17 protein-coding genes are annotated in these 17,281 nt (G+C 67.2%); 7 read left to right on the top strand and 10 right to left on the bottom strand.

The window, feature by feature from the left end; translation table 11 throughout:
• The first annotated feature begins 70 nt into the window (after positions 1–70).
• A complete protein-coding gene (locus QOJ24_RS11570) occupies positions 71–1,450 on the top strand; it encodes an FAD-dependent oxidoreductase (RefSeq protein WP_526261222.1) in 1,380 nt (459 codons plus the stop codon).
• Here the strand turns inward: QOJ24_RS11570 and QOJ24_RS11565 are convergent.
• Genes QOJ24_RS11565 through QOJ24_RS11545 form a run of 5 tightly spaced genes read right to left on the bottom strand, consistent with a single transcriptional unit; the run spans position 1,407 to position 6,468 of the window.
• Positions 1,407–2,327 (bottom strand): cation diffusion facilitator family transporter, encoded by a 921-nt coding sequence (locus QOJ24_RS11565; protein ID WP_526261220.1) that lies wholly within the window; start codon positions 2,325–2,327, stop codon positions 1,407–1,409. The genes QOJ24_RS11570 and QOJ24_RS11565 overlap by 44 nt on opposite strands.
• Positions 2,327–3,553 carry a mannose-6-phosphate isomerase, class I gene (gene manA, locus QOJ24_RS11560; protein WP_526261218.1) on the bottom strand — a complete coding sequence of 409 codons (1,227 nt, stop codon included), beginning with the start codon at positions 3,551–3,553 and terminating at the stop codon, positions 2,327–2,329. The genes QOJ24_RS11565 and manA overlap by 1 nt, the downstream gene beginning before the upstream one ends.
• Before the next feature lie 4 nt (positions 3,554–3,557).
• Positions 3,558–4,631: a TobH protein gene (locus QOJ24_RS11555; protein WP_526261216.1), complete on the bottom strand. Its 1,074-nt coding sequence runs from the start codon at positions 4,629–4,631 to the stop codon at positions 3,558–3,560.
• On the bottom strand, positions 4,628–6,016 hold the full coding sequence (locus QOJ24_RS11550; RefSeq protein ID WP_526261214.1) for a phosphomannomutase/phosphoglucomutase: 1,389 nt from the start codon (positions 6,014–6,016) through the stop codon (positions 4,628–4,630). The genes QOJ24_RS11555 and QOJ24_RS11550 overlap by 4 nt, the downstream gene beginning before the upstream one ends.
• A gap of 38 nt (positions 6,017–6,054) precedes the next feature.
• Complete coding sequence (locus QOJ24_RS11545; protein WP_526261212.1) at positions 6,055–6,468, bottom strand: DUF3499 family protein; 414 nt, start codon at positions 6,466–6,468, stop codon at positions 6,055–6,057.
• Between the two features lie 118 nt (positions 6,469–6,586).
• Between QOJ24_RS11545 and QOJ24_RS11540 the strand changes: the two genes are divergently transcribed.
• Complete coding sequence (locus QOJ24_RS11540; RefSeq protein ID WP_526261255.1) at positions 6,587–7,009, top strand: metallopeptidase family protein; 423 nt, start codon at positions 6,587–6,589, stop codon at positions 7,007–7,009.
• A gap of 9 nt (positions 7,010–7,018) precedes the next feature.
• On the opposite strand, the gene QOJ24_RS11535 is transcribed toward QOJ24_RS11540, so the two are convergent.
• On the bottom strand, positions 7,019–7,285 hold the full coding sequence (locus QOJ24_RS11535; protein WP_526261253.1) for a WhiB family transcriptional regulator: 267 nt from the start codon (positions 7,283–7,285) through the stop codon (positions 7,019–7,021).
• Positions 7,286–7,720: 435 nt separating this feature from the next.
• On the opposite strand from QOJ24_RS11535, the gene cofD reads away from it, so the two are divergent.
• From cofD to QOJ24_RS11520, 3 genes are read left to right on the top strand one after another with little or no spacing between them, the layout of a single operon-like run.
• The gene (gene cofD, locus QOJ24_RS11530) at positions 7,721–8,707 is read left to right on the top strand and encodes a 2-phospho-L-lactate transferase (protein ID WP_526261251.1); all 987 of its coding nucleotides are present in this window, start codon (positions 7,721–7,723) and stop codon (positions 8,705–8,707) included.
• A complete protein-coding gene (locus tag QOJ24_RS11525) occupies positions 8,704–10,044 on the top strand; it encodes a coenzyme F420-0:L-glutamate ligase (RefSeq protein ID WP_526261210.1) in 1,341 nt (446 codons plus the stop codon). The genes cofD and QOJ24_RS11525 overlap by 4 nt, the downstream gene beginning before the upstream one ends.
• Positions 10,041–10,589: an NUDIX hydrolase gene (locus QOJ24_RS11520; RefSeq protein ID WP_526261208.1), complete on the top strand. Its 549-nt coding sequence runs from the start codon at positions 10,041–10,043 to the stop codon at positions 10,587–10,589. The genes QOJ24_RS11525 and QOJ24_RS11520 overlap by 4 nt, the downstream gene beginning before the upstream one ends.
• A 61-nt stretch (positions 10,590–10,650) precedes the next feature.
• On the opposite strand, the gene manB is transcribed toward QOJ24_RS11520, so the two are convergent.
• Genes manB through rfbD form a run of 3 tightly spaced genes read right to left on the bottom strand, consistent with a single transcriptional unit; the run spans position 10,651 to position 13,496 of the window.
• Positions 10,651–11,739: a mannose-1-phosphate guanylyltransferase ManB gene (gene manB, locus QOJ24_RS11515; protein ID WP_526261206.1), complete on the bottom strand. Its 1,089-nt coding sequence runs from the start codon at positions 11,737–11,739 to the stop codon at positions 10,651–10,653.
• A gap of 1 nt (position 11,740) precedes the next feature.
• Complete coding sequence (locus tag QOJ24_RS11510; protein WP_526261204.1) at positions 11,741–12,622, bottom strand: glycosyltransferase family 2 protein; 882 nt, start codon at positions 12,620–12,622, stop codon at positions 11,741–11,743.
• Between the two features lie 22 nt (positions 12,623–12,644).
• The gene (gene rfbD, locus QOJ24_RS11505; RefSeq protein WP_526261202.1) at positions 12,645–13,496 is read right to left on the bottom strand and encodes a dTDP-4-dehydrorhamnose reductase; all 852 of its coding nucleotides are present in this window, start codon (positions 13,494–13,496) and stop codon (positions 12,645–12,647) included.
• Between the two features lie 67 nt (positions 13,497–13,563).
• On the opposite strand from rfbD, the gene QOJ24_RS11500 reads away from it, so the two are divergent.
• Positions 13,564–15,036: an LCP family protein gene (locus QOJ24_RS11500; RefSeq protein ID WP_526261200.1), complete on the top strand. Its 1,473-nt coding sequence runs from the start codon at positions 13,564–13,566 to the stop codon at positions 15,034–15,036.
• Entirely contained in the window at positions 15,033–15,740 is a 708-nt protein-coding gene (locus tag QOJ24_RS11495; RefSeq protein WP_526261198.1) for a TIGR03089 family protein, read from the top strand. Before QOJ24_RS11500 ends, QOJ24_RS11495 begins: the two co-directional genes overlap by 4 nt.
• Before the next feature lie 759 nt (positions 15,741–16,499).
• On the opposite strand, the gene QOJ24_RS11490 is transcribed toward QOJ24_RS11495, so the two are convergent.
• A partial coding sequence (locus QOJ24_RS11490; RefSeq protein WP_526261196.1) for an acyl-CoA dehydrogenase family protein occupies positions 16,500–17,281 on the bottom strand: 782 nt, incomplete at its 5' end.

Genomic DNA, 17,281 nt, shown 5'->3' with positions numbered 1-17,281 from the left:
GCCTTACCCTTTCGTGACGCCGCCCGAAGGTGGGTCGGCGCCCGATGAGTACCCACTACCATCGGCGCCCATGGGGCGGAATGGGGATCACGCGGTCGTGATCGGGGCGAGCATCGCGGGCATGTGCGCAGCGCGGGTGCTCTCGGACTTCTTTGACCGGGTCACGGTGTACGAGCGCGACGAGTTGCCCGCCGAGCCGGCAAACCGGGCCGCGGTGCCGCAAGGCAGGCATGTCCATCTGCTGATGGCGCGGGGCGCCCAGGAACTCGAGTCGCATTTTCCCGGGCTGCTCGACGACATGGTCGCCGCGGGCGTGCCGATCCTGGAGAACCGGCCGGACTGCATCCACTTCGGCGGGGCTGGACACGTCCTGGGGACGACGCGCAAGCTGCGCGACGAGTTCACCGCGTATGTGCCGAGCCGTCCGCACCTGGAATGGCAGATCCGGCGCAGGGCGACCGCGATCCCCAACGTCGACGTCATTCGTGCCGGCGTCACAGAGCCGAGCTTCGATGCCGCGCTGCAGCGGGTGACCGGCGTCCGGTTGGATACCGGCGAGCAGGTGCCTGCCGACCTCGTCGTCGACACCGCAGGCCGCGGTACCCGGCTACCGGTCTGGTTGCAGCAGTGGGGATTCGACCGACCTCCCGAGCACAGCGTCGATGTCGGCGTCAGCTACGCCACACACCAGCTGCGCATACCGGACGGGCTCATCACCGAGAAGGTGGTCGTCGCAGGCGCTTCCAGGGAGCAGCCGCGCGGACTCGGCATGCTGTTCTACGAGGACGGCACCTGGGCCCTGACCACGTTCGGCGTGGCCAAGGTGGAGCCGCCGCAGGATTTCGCCGAGATGTGTGCGCTGGCCGACGAAGTGGTGCCCGCACATATCGCCGCCGCCATTCGCAAGGGCGAGCCGATCGGTGACGTGGCCTTTCATAAATACCCGACCAGCAAGTGGCGCCGGTACCACAAGATGGACAGCTTTCCTGCGGGCATCCTGCCATTCGGCGATGCGGTGGCGAGCTTCAATCCCACCTTCGGGCAGGGCATGACGATGACCTCGCTGCAGGCGGGCCACCTGCGCCGGGCTCTGGAAACCCCCGGTGCCGACCTTGCCCGAGAGTTCAACGCCGCGACGGCGAAGTCGACGTACCCGGTGTGGACGATGAACGCGATCGGAGACCTTGTGCTGCACCGGGCCTCGGGTCCGATGCCGTGGTGGTACCGACCGGTGGGCGCCCTCTTCGACCAGTTTCTCGGTGCGGCCGAAACCGATCCCATTCTCGCAGAATGGTTTCTGCGCCGGTTCAGCCTGCTCGACAGTCTCTACATGGTCCCGTCGGTGAAGCTGGTCGGCCGGACCATCGGGCACAACATGCGGTTGTTCCTGGCCGAGAAGCGGGCCGCTAGCCGGTCAGCGCGCCATCGAGATCTGGTTCCAGGTAGATAAGCTGCGCGGCGGGCACCGCCTCGCGGATCGCCGCTTCGGCCGCATTGATGGTGGTCGCCACCGTGGCCAGGTCGGTCTCAGCTGCGAGTGCGATCTTTGCACCCACCAGCAGCTCCTCGGGTCCGAGATACTGCGTGCGCAGATGAATCAGACGGTCGATGTTGGCGGTCTGATCGATCGCCGCCCGGATCGCGCGCTCCTCTGCCCTTGTCGCTCCCTCACCGATCAGCAGGCTATGCATCTCGATCATCAGGACGACAGCGATAGCGCCGAGCAGCAAGCCGATCGCGACGGTGCCGACGCCGTCCCAAACGGGTTCTCCGGTCAGCATCGTCAGCCCGACACCCGTCAACGCGAACGCCAGGCCGACGAGCGCGCCCGAATCCTCGAGCAGGACGACGGGAAGCTCCGGGTTACGCGAGTTGCGGATGAACCGCCACCAGCTGCCAGAGCCCTTCAACGGTCGCGACTCCTTGACCGCGGTCCGAAAGCTGTAGCCCTCCAACGCGATTGCCACAACCAGGATTACGATCGCCACGATCGGCGAGGTGAGCTCCTCCGGATGGGAGATCTTGTGGTAGCCCTCGTACAGCGCGAATACCGACCCGAGGGTGAACAGGACCATCGCCACCACGAACGAGTAGAAGTACCGGCTGCGACCGTATCCGAACTGATGCAGCGGGTCGGCTTCCTTGCGTGACTGGCGCTGCCCGAGCAGCAGCAGACCCTGATTGCTGGTGTCGGCGACCGAGTGCACCGACTCGGCCAGCATCGACGAACTGCCGGTGATCAGAAAGCCGATGAACTTCGCCACGGCGATGCCCGCGTTGGCGAGCAGAGCCGCCAGGATCGCTTTTGTGCTGCCCTCGGCCGACATCAGATGCCCACGGTCGCGCGGAACAGCTTGGTCGGACGCTGGGCGACGAGCCTGATGGGCCCGTCGTCGGCCGACACCCACGCCGCGCCGCCCCGCTGCAGCGTCACCACGCTGGACTTGGCGTGCACGTCCGCCGAACCCTCGGTGCACAGCAGGATCTGCGGGCCGTCGTGGCGCGACGGTGCGTCGACCTCGTGTCCGAGAAGGTCTCCGTCCAGCCCGAGTACTGACACCGAGAACTCCGGCGCAACGGTCTCATAGACCGTATCCATCCCGTCCTGCGACGTCGTCGGCCGCAGCGCCGCCTCGCTGGCAGGCGTGAAGTCCAGCACCCGCAGCAATTCAGGGACGTCGACGTGCTTGGGGGTCAGGCCGCCGCGAAGGACGTTGTCGGAGTTGGCCATCACCTCGATACCGACACCATGCAGGTACGTGTGCAGATTGCCCGCGGGAAGATAGATGCCCTCGCCTGGCCGCAACGTAAACCGGTTCAGCAGCAGGGAGGCCAGCACACCAGCGTCGCCGGGGTACCGCTCCCCCAACTCGAGCACCGTCCTTGCCTCCGCCGCGAACTCCTTTTCGCCCGAGCGGACATAGTCGATCGCGCAGTCGATCACGGCGGGCACCAGCAGGTCGAGATCGGGTTGCGGCGCGGTGATCCACGTGGTGAACAGCGCGCGCAGACCGTCGGCGTCCGGTTGGCCTGCCAGCAGGTTCACGAACGGATCCAGAGCCGAAACCGCAAGGGAACGCATCAATTCGACCGATTTCGCGGCGGGCCGGAACCCGGCGAGCACCTCGAAGGTGCCCAACGCCACCAGCAGTTCCGGTTTGTGGCTGCGATCGCGGTAGTTGCGGATCGGCGAGGACACCGGAATACCGAGCCGGTCCTCCCGCTCGAAACCCTCGACGGCCTGTTCGGCGCTCGGATGGGCCTGCAGGGACAACGGTTCGTCGGCGGCGAGCACCTTCATCAGGAACGGAAGCGTGTTGCCGAAGCGATTACTGACCGCCCCGCCCAGCTGGCCCTCCGGATCCGCACGCACGGCATCCAACAGCGAATGCTCCCCGGCGTCGGTCTCCAGCCATGCCGGGTCAGCGGGGTGCGCGCCGAACCACAACTCAGCCTCCGGATGCGCTGTGGGACTTGGCCTTCCGGTGAACTCGGCAATGGCAGTCCGCGAGCCCCAAGCATAGGTCCGCAGTGCTCCTCGTAACAGGTTCACTCAGTTAACCCCGAACCAGTCGCAGGTAGGTGGCCGCCATCTCGAACCGAACGGCCAGCATCGCCAGTTGCTGCTCGGGACGCCCCGACTGGACCGGCGCGTCGGCAACCTCGGGCACGTCCTCGGCCCCGACGATGTCGACGTCGTCGAGTCCCGCGACGCGTGCCGTCACCACGGCGCGCTCGGCCTGCAGTGTCATGGCGAAGACCCGGGCGCGCTCCGGCACCGGGCCGTCGATCTCGTCGTCGTGAAACAGTGCGGCCTCGCGGTCGGCGTTGGACTGCGCGCCAAGGCCCGTGCGCAATGCCACGATGACATCGGCCAGCCCAACGGTGGCGACCGCCTGATGCGCGACCCGCAGCATGGTCGCGCCCGCGTGACGGGCGACCGCGAGCGTGGCCGCGTTGTCACCGGTGAGCACGATGGCGCGCCCGGTCATCCGGTCGGCCAGCGTCTTGGCGGGATTGGTGAACAGTTCGCGGGCCGCGCTGTTGCGCAACGCCTCTGCGTCGAGTTCGTCGGCGAGCGCGCTCAGATCCGCGCTCAGGCTCGGGTCGACCGCATGCAGCACCGCGACGCCCGCGGCCAGATAGCGGATCAGACCGAAGTCGTCGGGCACCCACAGTCGTGGCTCGAGCACGGCTGCGCGGCCCGCGGTGGCGTCGCGCAACGGGCCGTCGTACGGCGCTACCACGACCACCCTGGCGCCGCGGCGCACCGCGGTTGCGGCCGCACTGACGAGGGCGGGGTCACCGGGATCGTCGCCCGCGACAACGAGAAGGTCCAGCGCACCGATCCACGGCGGCGCGTCTGCGCAGACGACGATCGGCGCCGCGGCCGAACCGCCAAGCGCCGCAGCAAGAATCGAGCCTGCCGTCTCGGCGTTGCCGCGGCCCGCAACCCAGATCACCGTGCGCGGCGGGTCACCGGCGACGGACTCCAGCGCGCCTTCGCTGACCGCTGCGGCGGTCGCGCGAACCTGGGCGCCCGCCATCGAGGCCCCGCGCAGCAGCCCGCCCCGATCGGCGGCCAGCAGCCCCTCGGCGTCGTCGAAGTCGATCGCGGGGGGCGCGATCATGTCGACACCTCGGTCTGCGCGGCGATTTCGGCCCCTACCCGCCCGACCACCTCGTCGACATCCTCGGTCGTGCGCCCTTCGACGTTGAGCCGCAGAAGCGGTTCGGTGTTGGAGGTACGCAGGTTGAACCAGTTGCCGTCGCCCAGATCGACCGTCACCCCGTCGAGGTGGTCGATCGATTGGATGCGGTCTGCAAACGACTTCAGCACCGACTCCACGCACTTAGGCGCGTCGACGACGGTGAAGTTGATCTCGCCGGAGGCTTCGTAGCGCTGATAGTCGGCCATCAAATCCGACAGCGGCCTGCGCTGCTCACCCAGCGCCGCCAACACGTGAAGCGCGGCTAGCATCCCGGAGTCCGCGCCCCAGAAGTCGCGGAAGTAGTAGTGCGCCGAGTGTTCACCGCCGAAGATCGCGCCGGTTTCGGCCATCAAGCCCTTGATGTATGAATGGCCGACGCGGGATCGCACCGGGGTCCCGCCCCGCTCGATGACCAGTTCGGGCACCGCCCGTGAGGTGATCAGGTTGTGAATCACCGTTGCGCCGATCTCCCTGCTCAACTCGCGCGCGGCGACAAGGGCAGTCACCGCTGACGGCGAAATCGGATGCCCCGATTCGTCCACCACGAAACACCGGTCGGCGTCGCCGTCGAACGCCAGCCCGATGTCGGCCCCGGTGGCAATCACGTGCTTTTGCAGGTCGACGAGGTTGTCCGGGTTCAGCGGGTTGGCCTCGTGGTTGGGGAAGGTGCCGTCCAATTCGAAATACAGCGGCAACACCTCGAGCGAGGAGAGCGCGCCGAAGACCGCGGGTGCGGTGTGGCCTGCCATCCCGTTCCCGGCGTCGACGGCGACCCGCAACGGTCGCAGGCCCGTCAAATCGACCAGCGATCGAAGGAACTCGCCGTAATCGGCGAGCACGTCGCGGTCCGTCAACGTGCCCACCGGCCCGTTGAAAGTGGGCACGCCGGCGATGACGTCGTCGCTGATGGTCGACAGTCCGGTGTCCTTGCCGACGGGCTTGGCGGCTGCGCGACAGAGTTTTATGCCGTTGTAGGCCGCCGGGTTGTGGCTGGCGGTGAACATCGCGCCTGGGCAGTCCAACATTCCAGAAGCGAAATAGAGCTGATCCGTAGAGGCCAGTCCGATCCGCACGACCTCAAGGCCCTGCGACATCGCGCCGTCGGCGAAGGCGGCGGCCAGTGTCGGCGAGCTCGCCCGCATGTCGTAACCGATCGCCACCTGACGGGCGCCCTCGTCGCGCATCAACCGAGCGAAGGCCGCGCCGACGTCGGCGACGAAGCCGTCGTCGATCTCTTCGCCGACCAGGCCACGGATGTCATATGCCTTGATGACGCGGTGAACAGCCGCGGCCGGTCGGGACATGGAGCCAGCCTATCGGTCGCGGTGACGACTACTTCCGGTCAGTCCGCCGGGTCGGGTAACACCCGCAGGTGGCCGCGCCTGCGGCCGTTCGAGTCTTGTCGGGGGGCAGGCGGCGCCATCAGCGCGCCGCCGTGCACACCGGTGACGGGGTCGGTGAAACCGGCCGCCATACCGCTGACCGGAGCCTCGCGGCCCTCCCGGACGGCCTCGGCGAGCGCGATCAGATCGTCCTCGTCCGGATGCGTCGGCAGCGGCCCGGCGTGGCGGACCAGCTCCCAGCCGCGGGGCGCGGTGATCCGGCCCGCGTGGCTCACGCACAGATCCCAAGAATGTGGCTCCGAGACCGTGGCCAGCGGGCCGACCACCGCGGTGGAATCGGAGTAGACGAACGTCAGCGTCGCGACGGCATAGTGCGGGCACCCGGGCCGGCAGCAGCGACGGGGAACATTCACGAACGAGAGGCTATCGCGGGACAAACCCGCCACGGCGTGGGACACGCAGCGGTCGGCGGGCCGACTTCCAACCGTTACAGTTCTTCACGTGGCCGAGCGATCACGCCGAGGCCGTGACATGCGCGGTCCGTTGCTTCCCTCTACCGTGCCGGGCTGGCGCAGCCGGGCCGAGCGGTTCGACATGGCGGTGCTCGAGGCCTATGAGCCTATCGAGCGGCGATGGCAGGACCGGGTGAATGCGCTCGACGTCGCCGTCGACGAGATCCCGCGGATGGCCCCGAAAGACCCCGAGAGTGTGCAGTGGCCGCCGGAGGTGGTGGCTGACGGTCCCATCGCGCTGGCCCGGCTGATCCCGGCGGGGGTCGATGTCCGCGGCAATTCCACTCGAGCGCGAATCGTGTTGTTCCGCAAGCCGATCGAGCGACGGGCGAAAGACACCGTCGAACTCGCCGAGTTGTTACATGAGGTATTGGTGGCCCAGGTCGCGACGTATCTGGGCGTAGAGCCTTCGGTCATCGACCCTTCGATCGACGACGAGTGAGCGCAAGCGTCAGATGATGCCGCGCTTGAGGCGGCGACGCTCCCGCTCGGACAGGCCGCCCCAGATGCCGAACCGCTCATCGTGGGCCAGCGCGTAATCCAGGCAGGCGTCTTTCACCTCGCAGCCCAGGCAGATGCGCTTGGCCTCCCGAGTCGAGCCGCCCTTTTCGGGGAAGAACGCCTCCGGGTCGGTTTGCGCGCACAGCGCGCGCTCCTGCCATTCGTCATCCGAGATTGCCGGCGCGATTGCATCGAGTTCTGGACGCTCAGGTACCAGACTCAATTGGGGTCGCCCCAACTCTTCGAACGCCGCAGGCCCGGTATTGGTGTGCGGGATTTTGCCTACGGAGCCGAGTACCCGATTGTCGAATGCTGCGTGCTGACCGAAATCGACCTGCTCAAAAGACATCTTCCCCTCCTCACACTTAGTCTCGCTGAACCGCTATGAAAGCCCCACGACCGAAATGTGCGGCAACTCAATTCGAACATGTGATCGAATCTCGGTCTGCGACACCGGAACCGGCCGGCCAACCGAAAAATGACACTGATGTGATTACACACTTGTTAGCTGCCGGGGTCAAGCGCTGGAACCGATTTTCATACCATCTCGTTATCTCATTTCGGCGCGTCGCAGCTCCGGCGTGTCTGTCACAGCCTCATATCGCCTGGCTGCTGAGACCTGTTCGTGACCGAACGCCTAGTCTCGATCGGTGTGAAGGTCACCGTTCTGGTCGGCGGAGTCGGCGGTGCGCGATTCCTGTTGGGCTTGCAGCACTTGCTCGGCCTGGGCCAGTTCGCTCGCGAGGAATCACAAGATCACTCGCTGTCCGCGGTCGTCAACGTCGGCGATGACGCATGGATGTTCGGCGTGCGTATCTGCCCGGACCTCGACACATGCATGTACACCCTCGGCGGCGGCATCGACCCCGAACGCGGCTGGGGCCACCGCAATGAAACCTGGCATGCCAAGGAGGAACTCGCCGCGTACGGCGTGCAGCCGGATTGGTTCGGGCTCGGTGACCGCGACCTGGCCACCCATCTGATCCGCAGCCAGATGTTGCGGGCCGGCTATCCGCTGTCGGAGGTGACGGCGGCGTTGTGCAATCGCTGGTCCCCCGGTGCGACCCTGATTCCCGCCTCCGATGACCGCAGCGAAACCCACGTCGTCATCACCGATCCCGAGACCGGGGACCGCAAGGCGATCCACTTCCAGGAATGGTGGGTGAGGTACCGGGCGCAGGTGCCGACGCACAGCTTCGCTTTCGTCGGAGCCGACAAGGCCACCGCGGGGCCTGGGGTCGCCGACGCCATCGCGTCGGCGGACGTCGTGCTCATCGCACCGTCCAACCCGGTGGTCAGCATCGGCTCCATCCTCGCCGTACCAGGAATCCGCGGCGCCCTGCGCTCGACCTCGGCGCGCGTCATCGGCTACTCCCCCATCGTCGCCGGAAAGCCGTTGCGCGGCATGGCGGACGAATGCCTCAAGGTGATCGGCGTGGCCAGCACGTCGGAAGCAGTCGGCGGATACTACGGATCACGGTCGGGCGTCGGCATTCTCGACGGCTGGCTTGTGCACGAGGGCGACGACGCCGACATCGCCGGTGTCGAGGTGCGGTCGGTGCCGCTGCTGATGACCGATCCGTCGACGACGGCCGAAATGGTTCGCGCTGGAATCGATCTCGCGGGAGTCAAGCCATGACCGAGCACGGAGCCGCCGCCGCGATCGAACTGCTTCCAGTGCACGGCCTGCCCGAGTTCCGCCCCGGCGACGACCTTGCCGCAGCGCTGGCCGCCGCCGCACCGTGGCTGCAGGACGGCGACGTCGTGGTGGTGACGAGCAAGGTGCTGTCCAAGTGCGAGGGCCGTATCGTGCCCGCGCCCGCAGATCCTGAAGAGCGGGATACGCTGCGCCGCAAACTGATCGACCGGGAGGCCGTGCGGGTGCTTGCCCGCAAGGGCCGGACGCTGATCACCGAGAACAATATCGGTCTCGTCCAGGCCGCCGCGGGCGTAGACGGCTCCAACGTCGGCTCAACCGAACTCGCGCTGCTGCCCGTGGACCCCGACGGCAGCGCGTCGGCGTTACGGGCGGGGTTGCGTGACCGGCTCGGCGTGACCGTCGGCATCGTCGTCACCGATACCATGGGCCGCGCCTGGCGCAACGGCCAGATCGACGCCGCCATCGGCGCAGCGGGTCTCACGGTCTTGCACGGCTACGCGGGTGCGCACGACATCCACGGCAACGAGCTCGTCGTCACCGAGGTCGCGGTCGCCGACGAAATCGCCGCCGCCGCCGATCTGGTGAAGGGCAAGCTGACCGGGATCCCGGTCGCGGTGGTGCGGGGACTGACGCTGCACGACGACGGATCCAACGCCCGTACGCTGCTGCGACCAGGCGAGGAGGATCTTTTCTGGCTGGGCACCGAGGAAGCGCTCGCGCTGGGTCGCGGCCAGGCGCAGCTACTGCGCAGATCGGTTCGGCGGTTCAGCGGGGAGCCCGTCGCGCCCGAGCTCATCGAGGCCGCCGTTGCAGAAGCGCTGACCGCGCCCGCGCCGCACCACACCCGGCCGGTGCGGTTCGTGTGGATGGCAGACGCGACAGCCAAGATCGCGCTGCTGGATCGGATGAAGGACAAGTGGCGATCCGATCTCGGCGACGACGGCAAGGCGCCCGACGCCGTCGAACGCCGGGTCGGTCGCGGCCAGATCCTCTACGACGCACCCGAACTGGTCATCCCGTTCATGGTCCCCGACGGTGCGCACAGATATCCGGACGCCGCACGCACAGCCGCCGAACACACGATGTTCACCGTCGCGGTCGGCGCGGCCGTTCAGGCGCTTCTGGTCGCGCTGGCCGTACGCGGCGTCGGCAGCTGCTGGATCGGTTCGACGATCTTCGCCGCCGATCTGGTTCGGTCCGAGCTTGATCTGCCCGACGACTGGGAACCGTTGGGCGCCGTCGCGATCGGCTACCCCGCCGAGCCATTGGACCCGCGCGGGCCGGCATCGACCGAGGGCCTGCTGGTGCGTAAGTGACGCTCCGTCAGTCCACGATCGAAGCGCTCGCCACGTGGGCCGCACCCGATCCCGCGCAGGACGCGCTGCGTTATGCGGTGTTGTCGTTTGTGCTCGCCCGCGAGGACGCGTGCAGGAGAGAATGCGTGCCCGGCCACATCACCGCCTCCGCGCTGGTGCTCGACCACACGGGGACCCGGGTCCTGCTGACCCTACATCCGCGGTTCGGCCGTTGGCTGCAGCTGGGCGGGCACTGCGAGGACGACGACCCCGACATCGTCGCTGCCGCGCTGCGGGAAGCGACGGAGGAGTCGGGCATAACCGGGCTGAGGATCGACACGGACATCGCAGCGCTGCACGTGCATCCAGTGGTGTGCTCGCTGGGTGTGTCGACCCGTCACCTGGACATGCAGTTCATGGCTCACGCTCCCGACGACGCCGAAATCGTCTGCAGCGACGAGTCATTGGACCTGCGCTGGTGGCCGCTCAACGCATTGCCGGAAGGCACCGACTTCGGGCTCGCACAGCTGGCGGCCGCAGCGCGCAGAAAAACTTCCGCGAAATAGCATTCCGGGTCGCGATATCCGACGGATCGCAGCCGGGAAGGCTATTTCGCGGGAACCAGGGTCAGACGTCTGTCGAGTAGCGGATGCCCCCGTCGGGGATGGCCACGCCCGGCCACACCCTGGCACCGCGCAGCAGCTCGCAGCGCGCACCGATGTCGGCACCGTCGCCGATCACACCGTCGCGGATCAGCGCGCGCGGGCCGATGCGGGCACCGAAGCCGATGATGGACCGTTCGATCACCGATCCTGCCTCGATGCGAACCCCGTCGAAGATCACCGCGCCGTCCAGGCGTGCGCCCGGACCGATCTCGGCACCCCTGCCCACGACCGTCCCGCCGATCAGCAGCGCGCCCGGAGCCACCGCGGCGCCGTCGTGCACAAGCGACTCCCCCCGGTGGCCCTGCAGAGCCGGCGACGGCGCGATGCCGCGAACCAGATCCGACGAGCCGCGGACGAAGTCTTCGGGCGTTCCCATATCGCGCCAGTACGTGGAGTCGACGTATCCGCACACCTTGGCACCGTCGGCGAGCAGTTGCGGGAAGACCTCGCGTTCCACCGAAAGCGGCCTGCCCTTCGGCAGGCGCTCGATCACGTCGCGCTTGAACACATAGCAGCCCGCGTTGATCTGGTCGGTCGGCGGATCCTCGGTCTTCTCCAGGAACGCGGTGACGACCCCGTCGGCATTGGTCGGCACACAACCGAACGCCCTCGGATCGCCGACGCGGACGAGATGCAACGTCACATCGGCGTCGTGGTCATGATGGGTGGCCAGCAGGGCACCGAGGTCAGCGCCCGACAGCACGTCGCCGTTGAAGACCATGACGGTGTCGTGTCGCAGCTTGTGTGCGACGTTGGCGATCCCGCCGCCGGTGCCCAACGGCTCGTCTTCGACGACGTATTCGATCTGAAGGCCCAGCTTGGAACCGTCGCCGAACTCCGACTCGAACACACCCGCCTTGTATGAGGTACCGAGCACGACGTGCTCGATGCCCGCCGCCGCGATCCGGGACAGCAAATGGGTCAGGAAAGGCAGCCCGGCAGTGGGCAGCATCGGCTTGGGCGCCGACAGCGTCAGCGGCCGCAGCCTTGTGCCCTGGCCGCCGACGAGGATGACGGCATCAACAGCCGCGGGATTGACGGGATCCGCCACGCTAGTGCCGTCCTTTCGCCTTTCGTCGACTGCTTCTGACCACCAGTCGCGAGCGCACCTCGAGCGCGCCTCTCATCGTCCACCTCAGCGGCGCCTGCCACCGCTTGTTGTGTCGATCAGAGAGGAAAGTGTAGGTGCTCCTGTGATGCGCGGCCAAGTTGCGGGCAGGGTCGCGACCAGTGGAATGACCCTTGTCGTGCAAAACCTCCGCCGACGGAACATACACATTTCGCCAGCCGGCCCTGACGAGCCGATCTCCCAGGTCGACGTCTTCCATATACATGAAGTAGCGCTCGTCGAAGCCGCCGACCTGATCGAACGCCTCGCCGCGCAGCAACAGACACGAACCCGACAACCAGCCGACCGGACGTTCGCTGGGCTCGAGCCGGTCCTGCCGGTAGGCAGCCGTCCACGGGTTGGTACGCCACACCGGACCGATCACCGCGTGCATGCCGCCCCGGACGATGCTGGGCTGGTGCCGCGCCGACGGGTAGACCGAACCGTCGGGGTCGCGGATCAGCGGGCCGAGCGAGGCCGCCGTCGGCCAGCGATCCGCCGCCTCAAGCAGCGCGTCGATGCTGCCCGGTCCCCACTGCACGTCGGGGTTGGCGACGACGAACATATCGAGGTCGGCGGAATCCTTGCGCAGCTCTGCGACCGCCCGGTTCACCGCCGTGCCGTAGCCGAGGTTCCCGCCGGTGCGCAGCAGCCGGGTGTTCGGGAACCGCTCGAGCGCCTCCTCGGGGCTCCCGTCGGTTGAGCCGTTGTCTGCCATCACCACCCGCACCGGCCGCTCGGTGGCGTGCGACAACGTGGCGAGGAATCTGCCGAGGTGCGGTCCGGGTGAATACGTCACCGTCACCACTGTCAACTCGTCGCTCACGGCGTCGAGGGTAGCGGGACGGTTAATTTCCGATCGCCTCGGCCAACGCCTCACGCCACGGTCGCAACGGGGCCAGGCCCGCAGCCGCCGCGGCGCGACCGGAAAGCGCTGAATACGGCGGTCGCGCCGCAGGCCGAGGCGCATCCTCACTGGACACCGGCCGCACCCTGTCAGGATCGGCTCCGACGCCGTCGAACACCGCGCGAGCCTGCTCGAATCTGCTGGCCGCACCGTCGTTGGCGATGTGCAGCAGCGGCGGCGCCGTCGGTCGGCCGGCGATCTCCAACAGCGCAGAGACGAGGTCGGCGACGTAGGTGGGGGACCCGATCTGGTCGACGACCATGTCGACGGTCTCGCCGCCTGCCGCCAGTCTGCGCATGGTGCCGACGAAGTCCGTTCCGGCGCCGGTGTACACCCACGCCGTCCGGACTACGTGCGCGTCCGGCAGCGCCGCGTGCACTGCGCGCTCACCGGCGAGCTTGGTCTTGCCGTAGACGCTCAGCGGTCCGGTGGCGTCGTCGACGTCATAGGGCCATGGCGCGCCGTCGAACGCCCCGCTGAAGACGTAGTCGGTGGAGATGTGGATCATCCGCGCACCCGCGGTCGCACATGCCCGGGCAACGATGCCGGGTCCGGCCGCGTTGACGGCGTGGGCGCGTTCCGGGTCGGCTTCTGCTGCGTCCACTGCGGTGTACGCCGCGCAATTGACCACGATGTCGCCCGGCTCGATGATCCGCTCGGCTGCGCCTGCGTCGGTGATGTCCCACTGTGCCGACGTCAGGGCCAGCGCATCGAGGCCTTTTCGCCCGGCCTCGGCGCTGAGATAGCGCCCGACCTGCCCGCCTGCGCCCGTAATGACGATTCGATCGGCCACCAGCAGAGTCTGGCACGCCGGGCTGCAGCTACCGGCTCATCGCCCTTGACCCAAGTAACCTGGCCTGATGCCATCCCGTGTGTTGCGGACGATCGCTGTCCTTGCGGCAGCGATGGTCGTCATCGGGACGGGCGTGGCCTGGAGCAAGATCCGGTCCTTCGAATCCGGCATCAACCACATCTCGTCGGCGGCACTCGGCGGCGGCGGCGAGGACGGCGCGATCGACATCCTGCTTGTGGGCCTTGACAGCCGCACCGACGCCCACGGCAATCCCTTGTCGCAAGAAGAACTGGCCACCTTGCGGGCAGGCGACGACGAATCGACCAACACTGACACGATCATCCTGATCCGCATTCCCAATAACGGGAAGTCCGCGACGGCGATCTCCATCCCCCGCGACTCTTACGTCGAAGCGCCGGGTATCGGCAAGATGAAGATCAACGGCGTCTACGGGTCGGTGCACCTGGAGAAGATGAAGCAGCTGGTCGAGGACAAGGGTGTCGACCCGTCGGTGGCCGAGCCCGAAGCCAACGAAGCCGGCCGCGAGGCGCTGATCAAGACGGTTGCCAACCTGACCGGCGTCACCGTCGACCATTACGCCGAAATCGGCCTGCTCGGTTTCGCGCTGATCACTGACGCACTGGGCGGTGTGAACGTATGTCTGAAAGACGCCGTGTACGAACCTCTTTCGGGTGCAGACTTCGCTGCCGGCTGGCAGAAGCTGGATGGCCCGCAGGCATTGAGCTTCGTGCGGCAGCGCCACGATCTGCCCCGCGGCGACCTCGACAGGGTGGTCCGCCAACAGGTGGTGATGGCTTCCCTTGCTCACCAGGTTATTTCGGGGAAGACGTTGTCGAGCCCTGCCACCCTCAACCGCCTGCAGGAAGCTGTGCAGCGATCGGTGGTGCTTTCCGACGGTTGGGACGTCATGCAGTTCGCCGAGCAGCTGCAGAAGCTGGCGGCGGGCAACGTCGCCTTCGCGACCATCCCGGTGCTGGACGAGAACGGCTGGAGCGACGACGGGATGCAGAGCGTCGTACGAGTGGATCCCACCGAAGTGCACAAGTGGGTCGACGGCCTGCTGCAGGACCAGGACGCGGGCAAGACCGAGGAGCTGGCGTACACACCGAGCAAGACTGCCGTGGAGGTGATCAACGCCACCGACATCAACGGCCTTGCCGCGTCGGTGTCGGCAGTGCTGACCGAAAAGGGTTTCGCTCAAGGGCCGGTCGGCAATCACGACTCCGGCGTACTTGAGGCCAGCCAGGTGCTGGCGAACGCGGTCGATGACCTTGGCGCACAAGCGGTTTCCAAGGATCTGGGCGGCCTTCCGGTCGCTGCCGACCCGTCAGTGCAGCCGGGCGCTGTGCGAGTTGTGCTCGGCAATGACTACACCGGCCCTGGCGCCGGTCTCGACGGCGCCGACCCGACGCTGGCGACCGCCGACCCCGCGGCCAGCGAGTCGACGGGTGAGGACGCTCCCCCCGCGCCGTCACCGATCATCACCGCGGGGTCGGACAACCCAGACTGCGTGAATTGACGACCGTAAGCGCCGCACTGCTCGATCCGGTCCTGCTGCGGGATCCCGTCGGCCCACGCATCACCTACTACGACGACGCGTCGGGCGAACGGATCGAGCTGTCGACGGTCACGCTTCTCAACTGGGCGGCTAAGACGGCCAACCTACTTCGCGACGAATTCGGTGCGGGACCAGACAGCCGGGTCGCGGTGCTGCTGCCTGCGCACTGGCAGACCGCGGCGGTGCTGCTCGGCGTCTGGTACATCGGGGCCGAGGTCCTCATCGGTCCCGGCGAGGCCGACATCGCGCTGTGCACACAAGACCGGTTCGCCGACGCGGAAGCCGCCGTCGGGCCGGGAGAGATCGCGGTGCTGAGCCTGGACCCGTTCGGCAAGCCGGTCGCCGATCTGCCGATCGGGGTGACCGACTACGCGACGTCGGTGCGGGTGCACGGCGACCAGGTGGTCGGTGAACGGGCGCCGGGCCCGGCGCTGGACGGCCGGTCAGCCGACGAACTCATCGCCGCGGCAGCCGATTCCGCTGCCGCGCAGGGCATCACGGCAGAAGACCGGGTGCTGTCGACCGCCCAGTGGGACACCGCCGACGAGCTGATCGCCAACTTTCTGGCCGTGCTCGTCGCGGGTGCTTCGCTTGTGCTGGTGGCCAATCCGGATCCGGCAAGCCAGGAACGCCGCAGGCAGACGGAGAAAATCACCCGCAGCTAGCACTTCAGTGAACGCTTGCCCGATGCTCGCCAGAAGGCAGTTCATGCTGGCGACGGCGCCCGCCCGGGTTGCGGCCGGCTGCTCATTGAAACCCGGCGATGCGCCGACCGCGGGTCGGCACCGCCTGCCTTCGACCTGACATTCGGACCGGCCGAGACCGATATCGACCTCGGAGGTGTGTGCCGGTGCGGACGTGGGCATACGACGCGACCGTGCCGTTTTCGCTCGGATAACATCAACCGTTCGCCGTTCCGACCAATCGCCGCTGCGACCCGCAGGCTTCCCCGAGTGCTCACAGCTGTTAGATTTTCCGAGCGTGCCCGCCGGGTGGGGAGGATTGCTTGGTGGTAGTAGTCGATCCGCATCAGCTCTTTTACAGCGTGCTTGCGATGAATGCTCTCTTCGCTTCGCTTGCGTGGTGTTTGGCGAAGCCGAATTGGGCCTCGATTGCGGCAGTTTTTGTGTCCGCTGCTCTCTGGCCCTTCGTCAATAAGTCGTTAGAGGGACGCACCCTGATCGTTCTCAGTACGAACCATGGAATCACCACACACGATTTACTTTCCGTGTTGGCCGTGGTGGTCGCGGCAGTTCAAGCAGTGCGATGCATGGTGGCCCGACATCATGACGGTGAGTGAGCCGCGGACGGTGTCGCCGGTCCGCGGGGTATGAACCGGCGAGACCTCGGGTGCACGATGCGAATCTGCTTCAGAACATGTGCTGACCCACATGGCGCATGCCGACCAGCCAAGGCCCGGTCTGCTACTTCAGCAGCGCGCGCGACATCACCACGCGCTGAATCTGGTTGGTGCCCTCGTAGATTTGGGTGATCTTGGCGTCGCGCATCATCCGTTCCACCGGGAAGTCCTGCGTGTAGCCCGCGCCGCCGAACAGCTGCACGGCGTCGGTGGTGACCTCCATGGCCACGTCGGACGCAAAGCATTTCGACGCCGATGAGATGAAGCCGAGCGCCGGCTCTCCGCGCTCGGCACGCGCCGCAGCGGAGTACACCATCAGCCGCGCGGCCTCCACCTTCATCGCCATGTCGGCCAGCATGAACTGGACACCCTGGAAATCACTGATGGACTTGCCGAACTGCTTGCGCTCCTTGACGTATTCGATCGCCGCGTCCAGAGCACCCTGGGCGATCCCGACGGCCTGCGCGCCGATGGTCGGCCGCGTGTGGTCGAGCGTGCGCAATGCCGTCTTGAACCCGGTGCCGGGCTCGCCGATGATGCGGTCGCCTGGGATCCGGCAGTTCTCGAAGTACAACTCGGTGGTCGGCGAGCCCTTGATGCCGAGCTTGCGCTCCTTGGGCCCGACGGTGAACCCCTCATCGTCCTTGTGCACCATGAACGCCGAGATGCCATTGGCGCCCTTGTCCGGGTCGCTGGACGCCATCACCGTGTACCAGGTCGACTTGCCGCCGTTGGTGATCCAGGCCTTCGTGCCGTTGAGGATCCAGGAGTCGCCGTCCTCGCGGGCTCGGGTTCGCATCGCCGCGGCATCGCTGCCCGCTTCGCGCTCGGAGAGCGCATACGACG

The sequence above is a fragment of the Mycobacterium sp. genome (assembly GCF_032159775.1).
Classification (GTDB): Bacteria; Actinomycetota; Actinomycetes; order Mycobacteriales; family Mycobacteriaceae; genus Mycobacterium.
The sequence above is the reverse complement of the archived record's forward strand: the minus strand, read 5'-3'. Positions and strand labels throughout refer to the sequence as shown.

Bases quoted from the DNA above. Each gene is read 5' to 3' on its own strand.
- QOJ24_RS11570 (WP_526261222.1), top strand. From the start codon at position 71: ATGGGGCGGAATGGGGATCACGCGGTCGTGATCGGGGCGAGCATCGCG.
- QOJ24_RS11565 (WP_526261220.1), bottom strand. From the start codon at position 2,327: ATGTCGGCCGAGGGCAGCACAAAAGCGATCCTGGCGGCTCTGCTCGCC.
- QOJ24_RS11555 (WP_526261216.1), bottom strand. From the start codon at position 4,631: ATGATCGCGCCCCCCGCGATCGACTTCGACGACGCCGAGGGGCTGCTG.
- QOJ24_RS11550 (WP_526261214.1), bottom strand. From the start codon at position 6,016: ATGTCCCGACCGGCCGCGGCTGTTCACCGCGTCATCAAGGCATATGAC.
- QOJ24_RS11540 (WP_526261255.1), top strand. From the start codon at position 6,587: ATGCGCGGTCCGTTGCTTCCCTCTACCGTGCCGGGCTGGCGCAGCCGG.
- QOJ24_RS11525 (WP_526261210.1), top strand. From the start codon at position 8,704: ATGACCGAGCACGGAGCCGCCGCCGCGATCGAACTGCTTCCAGTGCAC.
- QOJ24_RS11500 (WP_526261200.1), top strand. From the start codon at position 13,564: ATGCCATCCCGTGTGTTGCGGACGATCGCTGTCCTTGCGGCAGCGATG.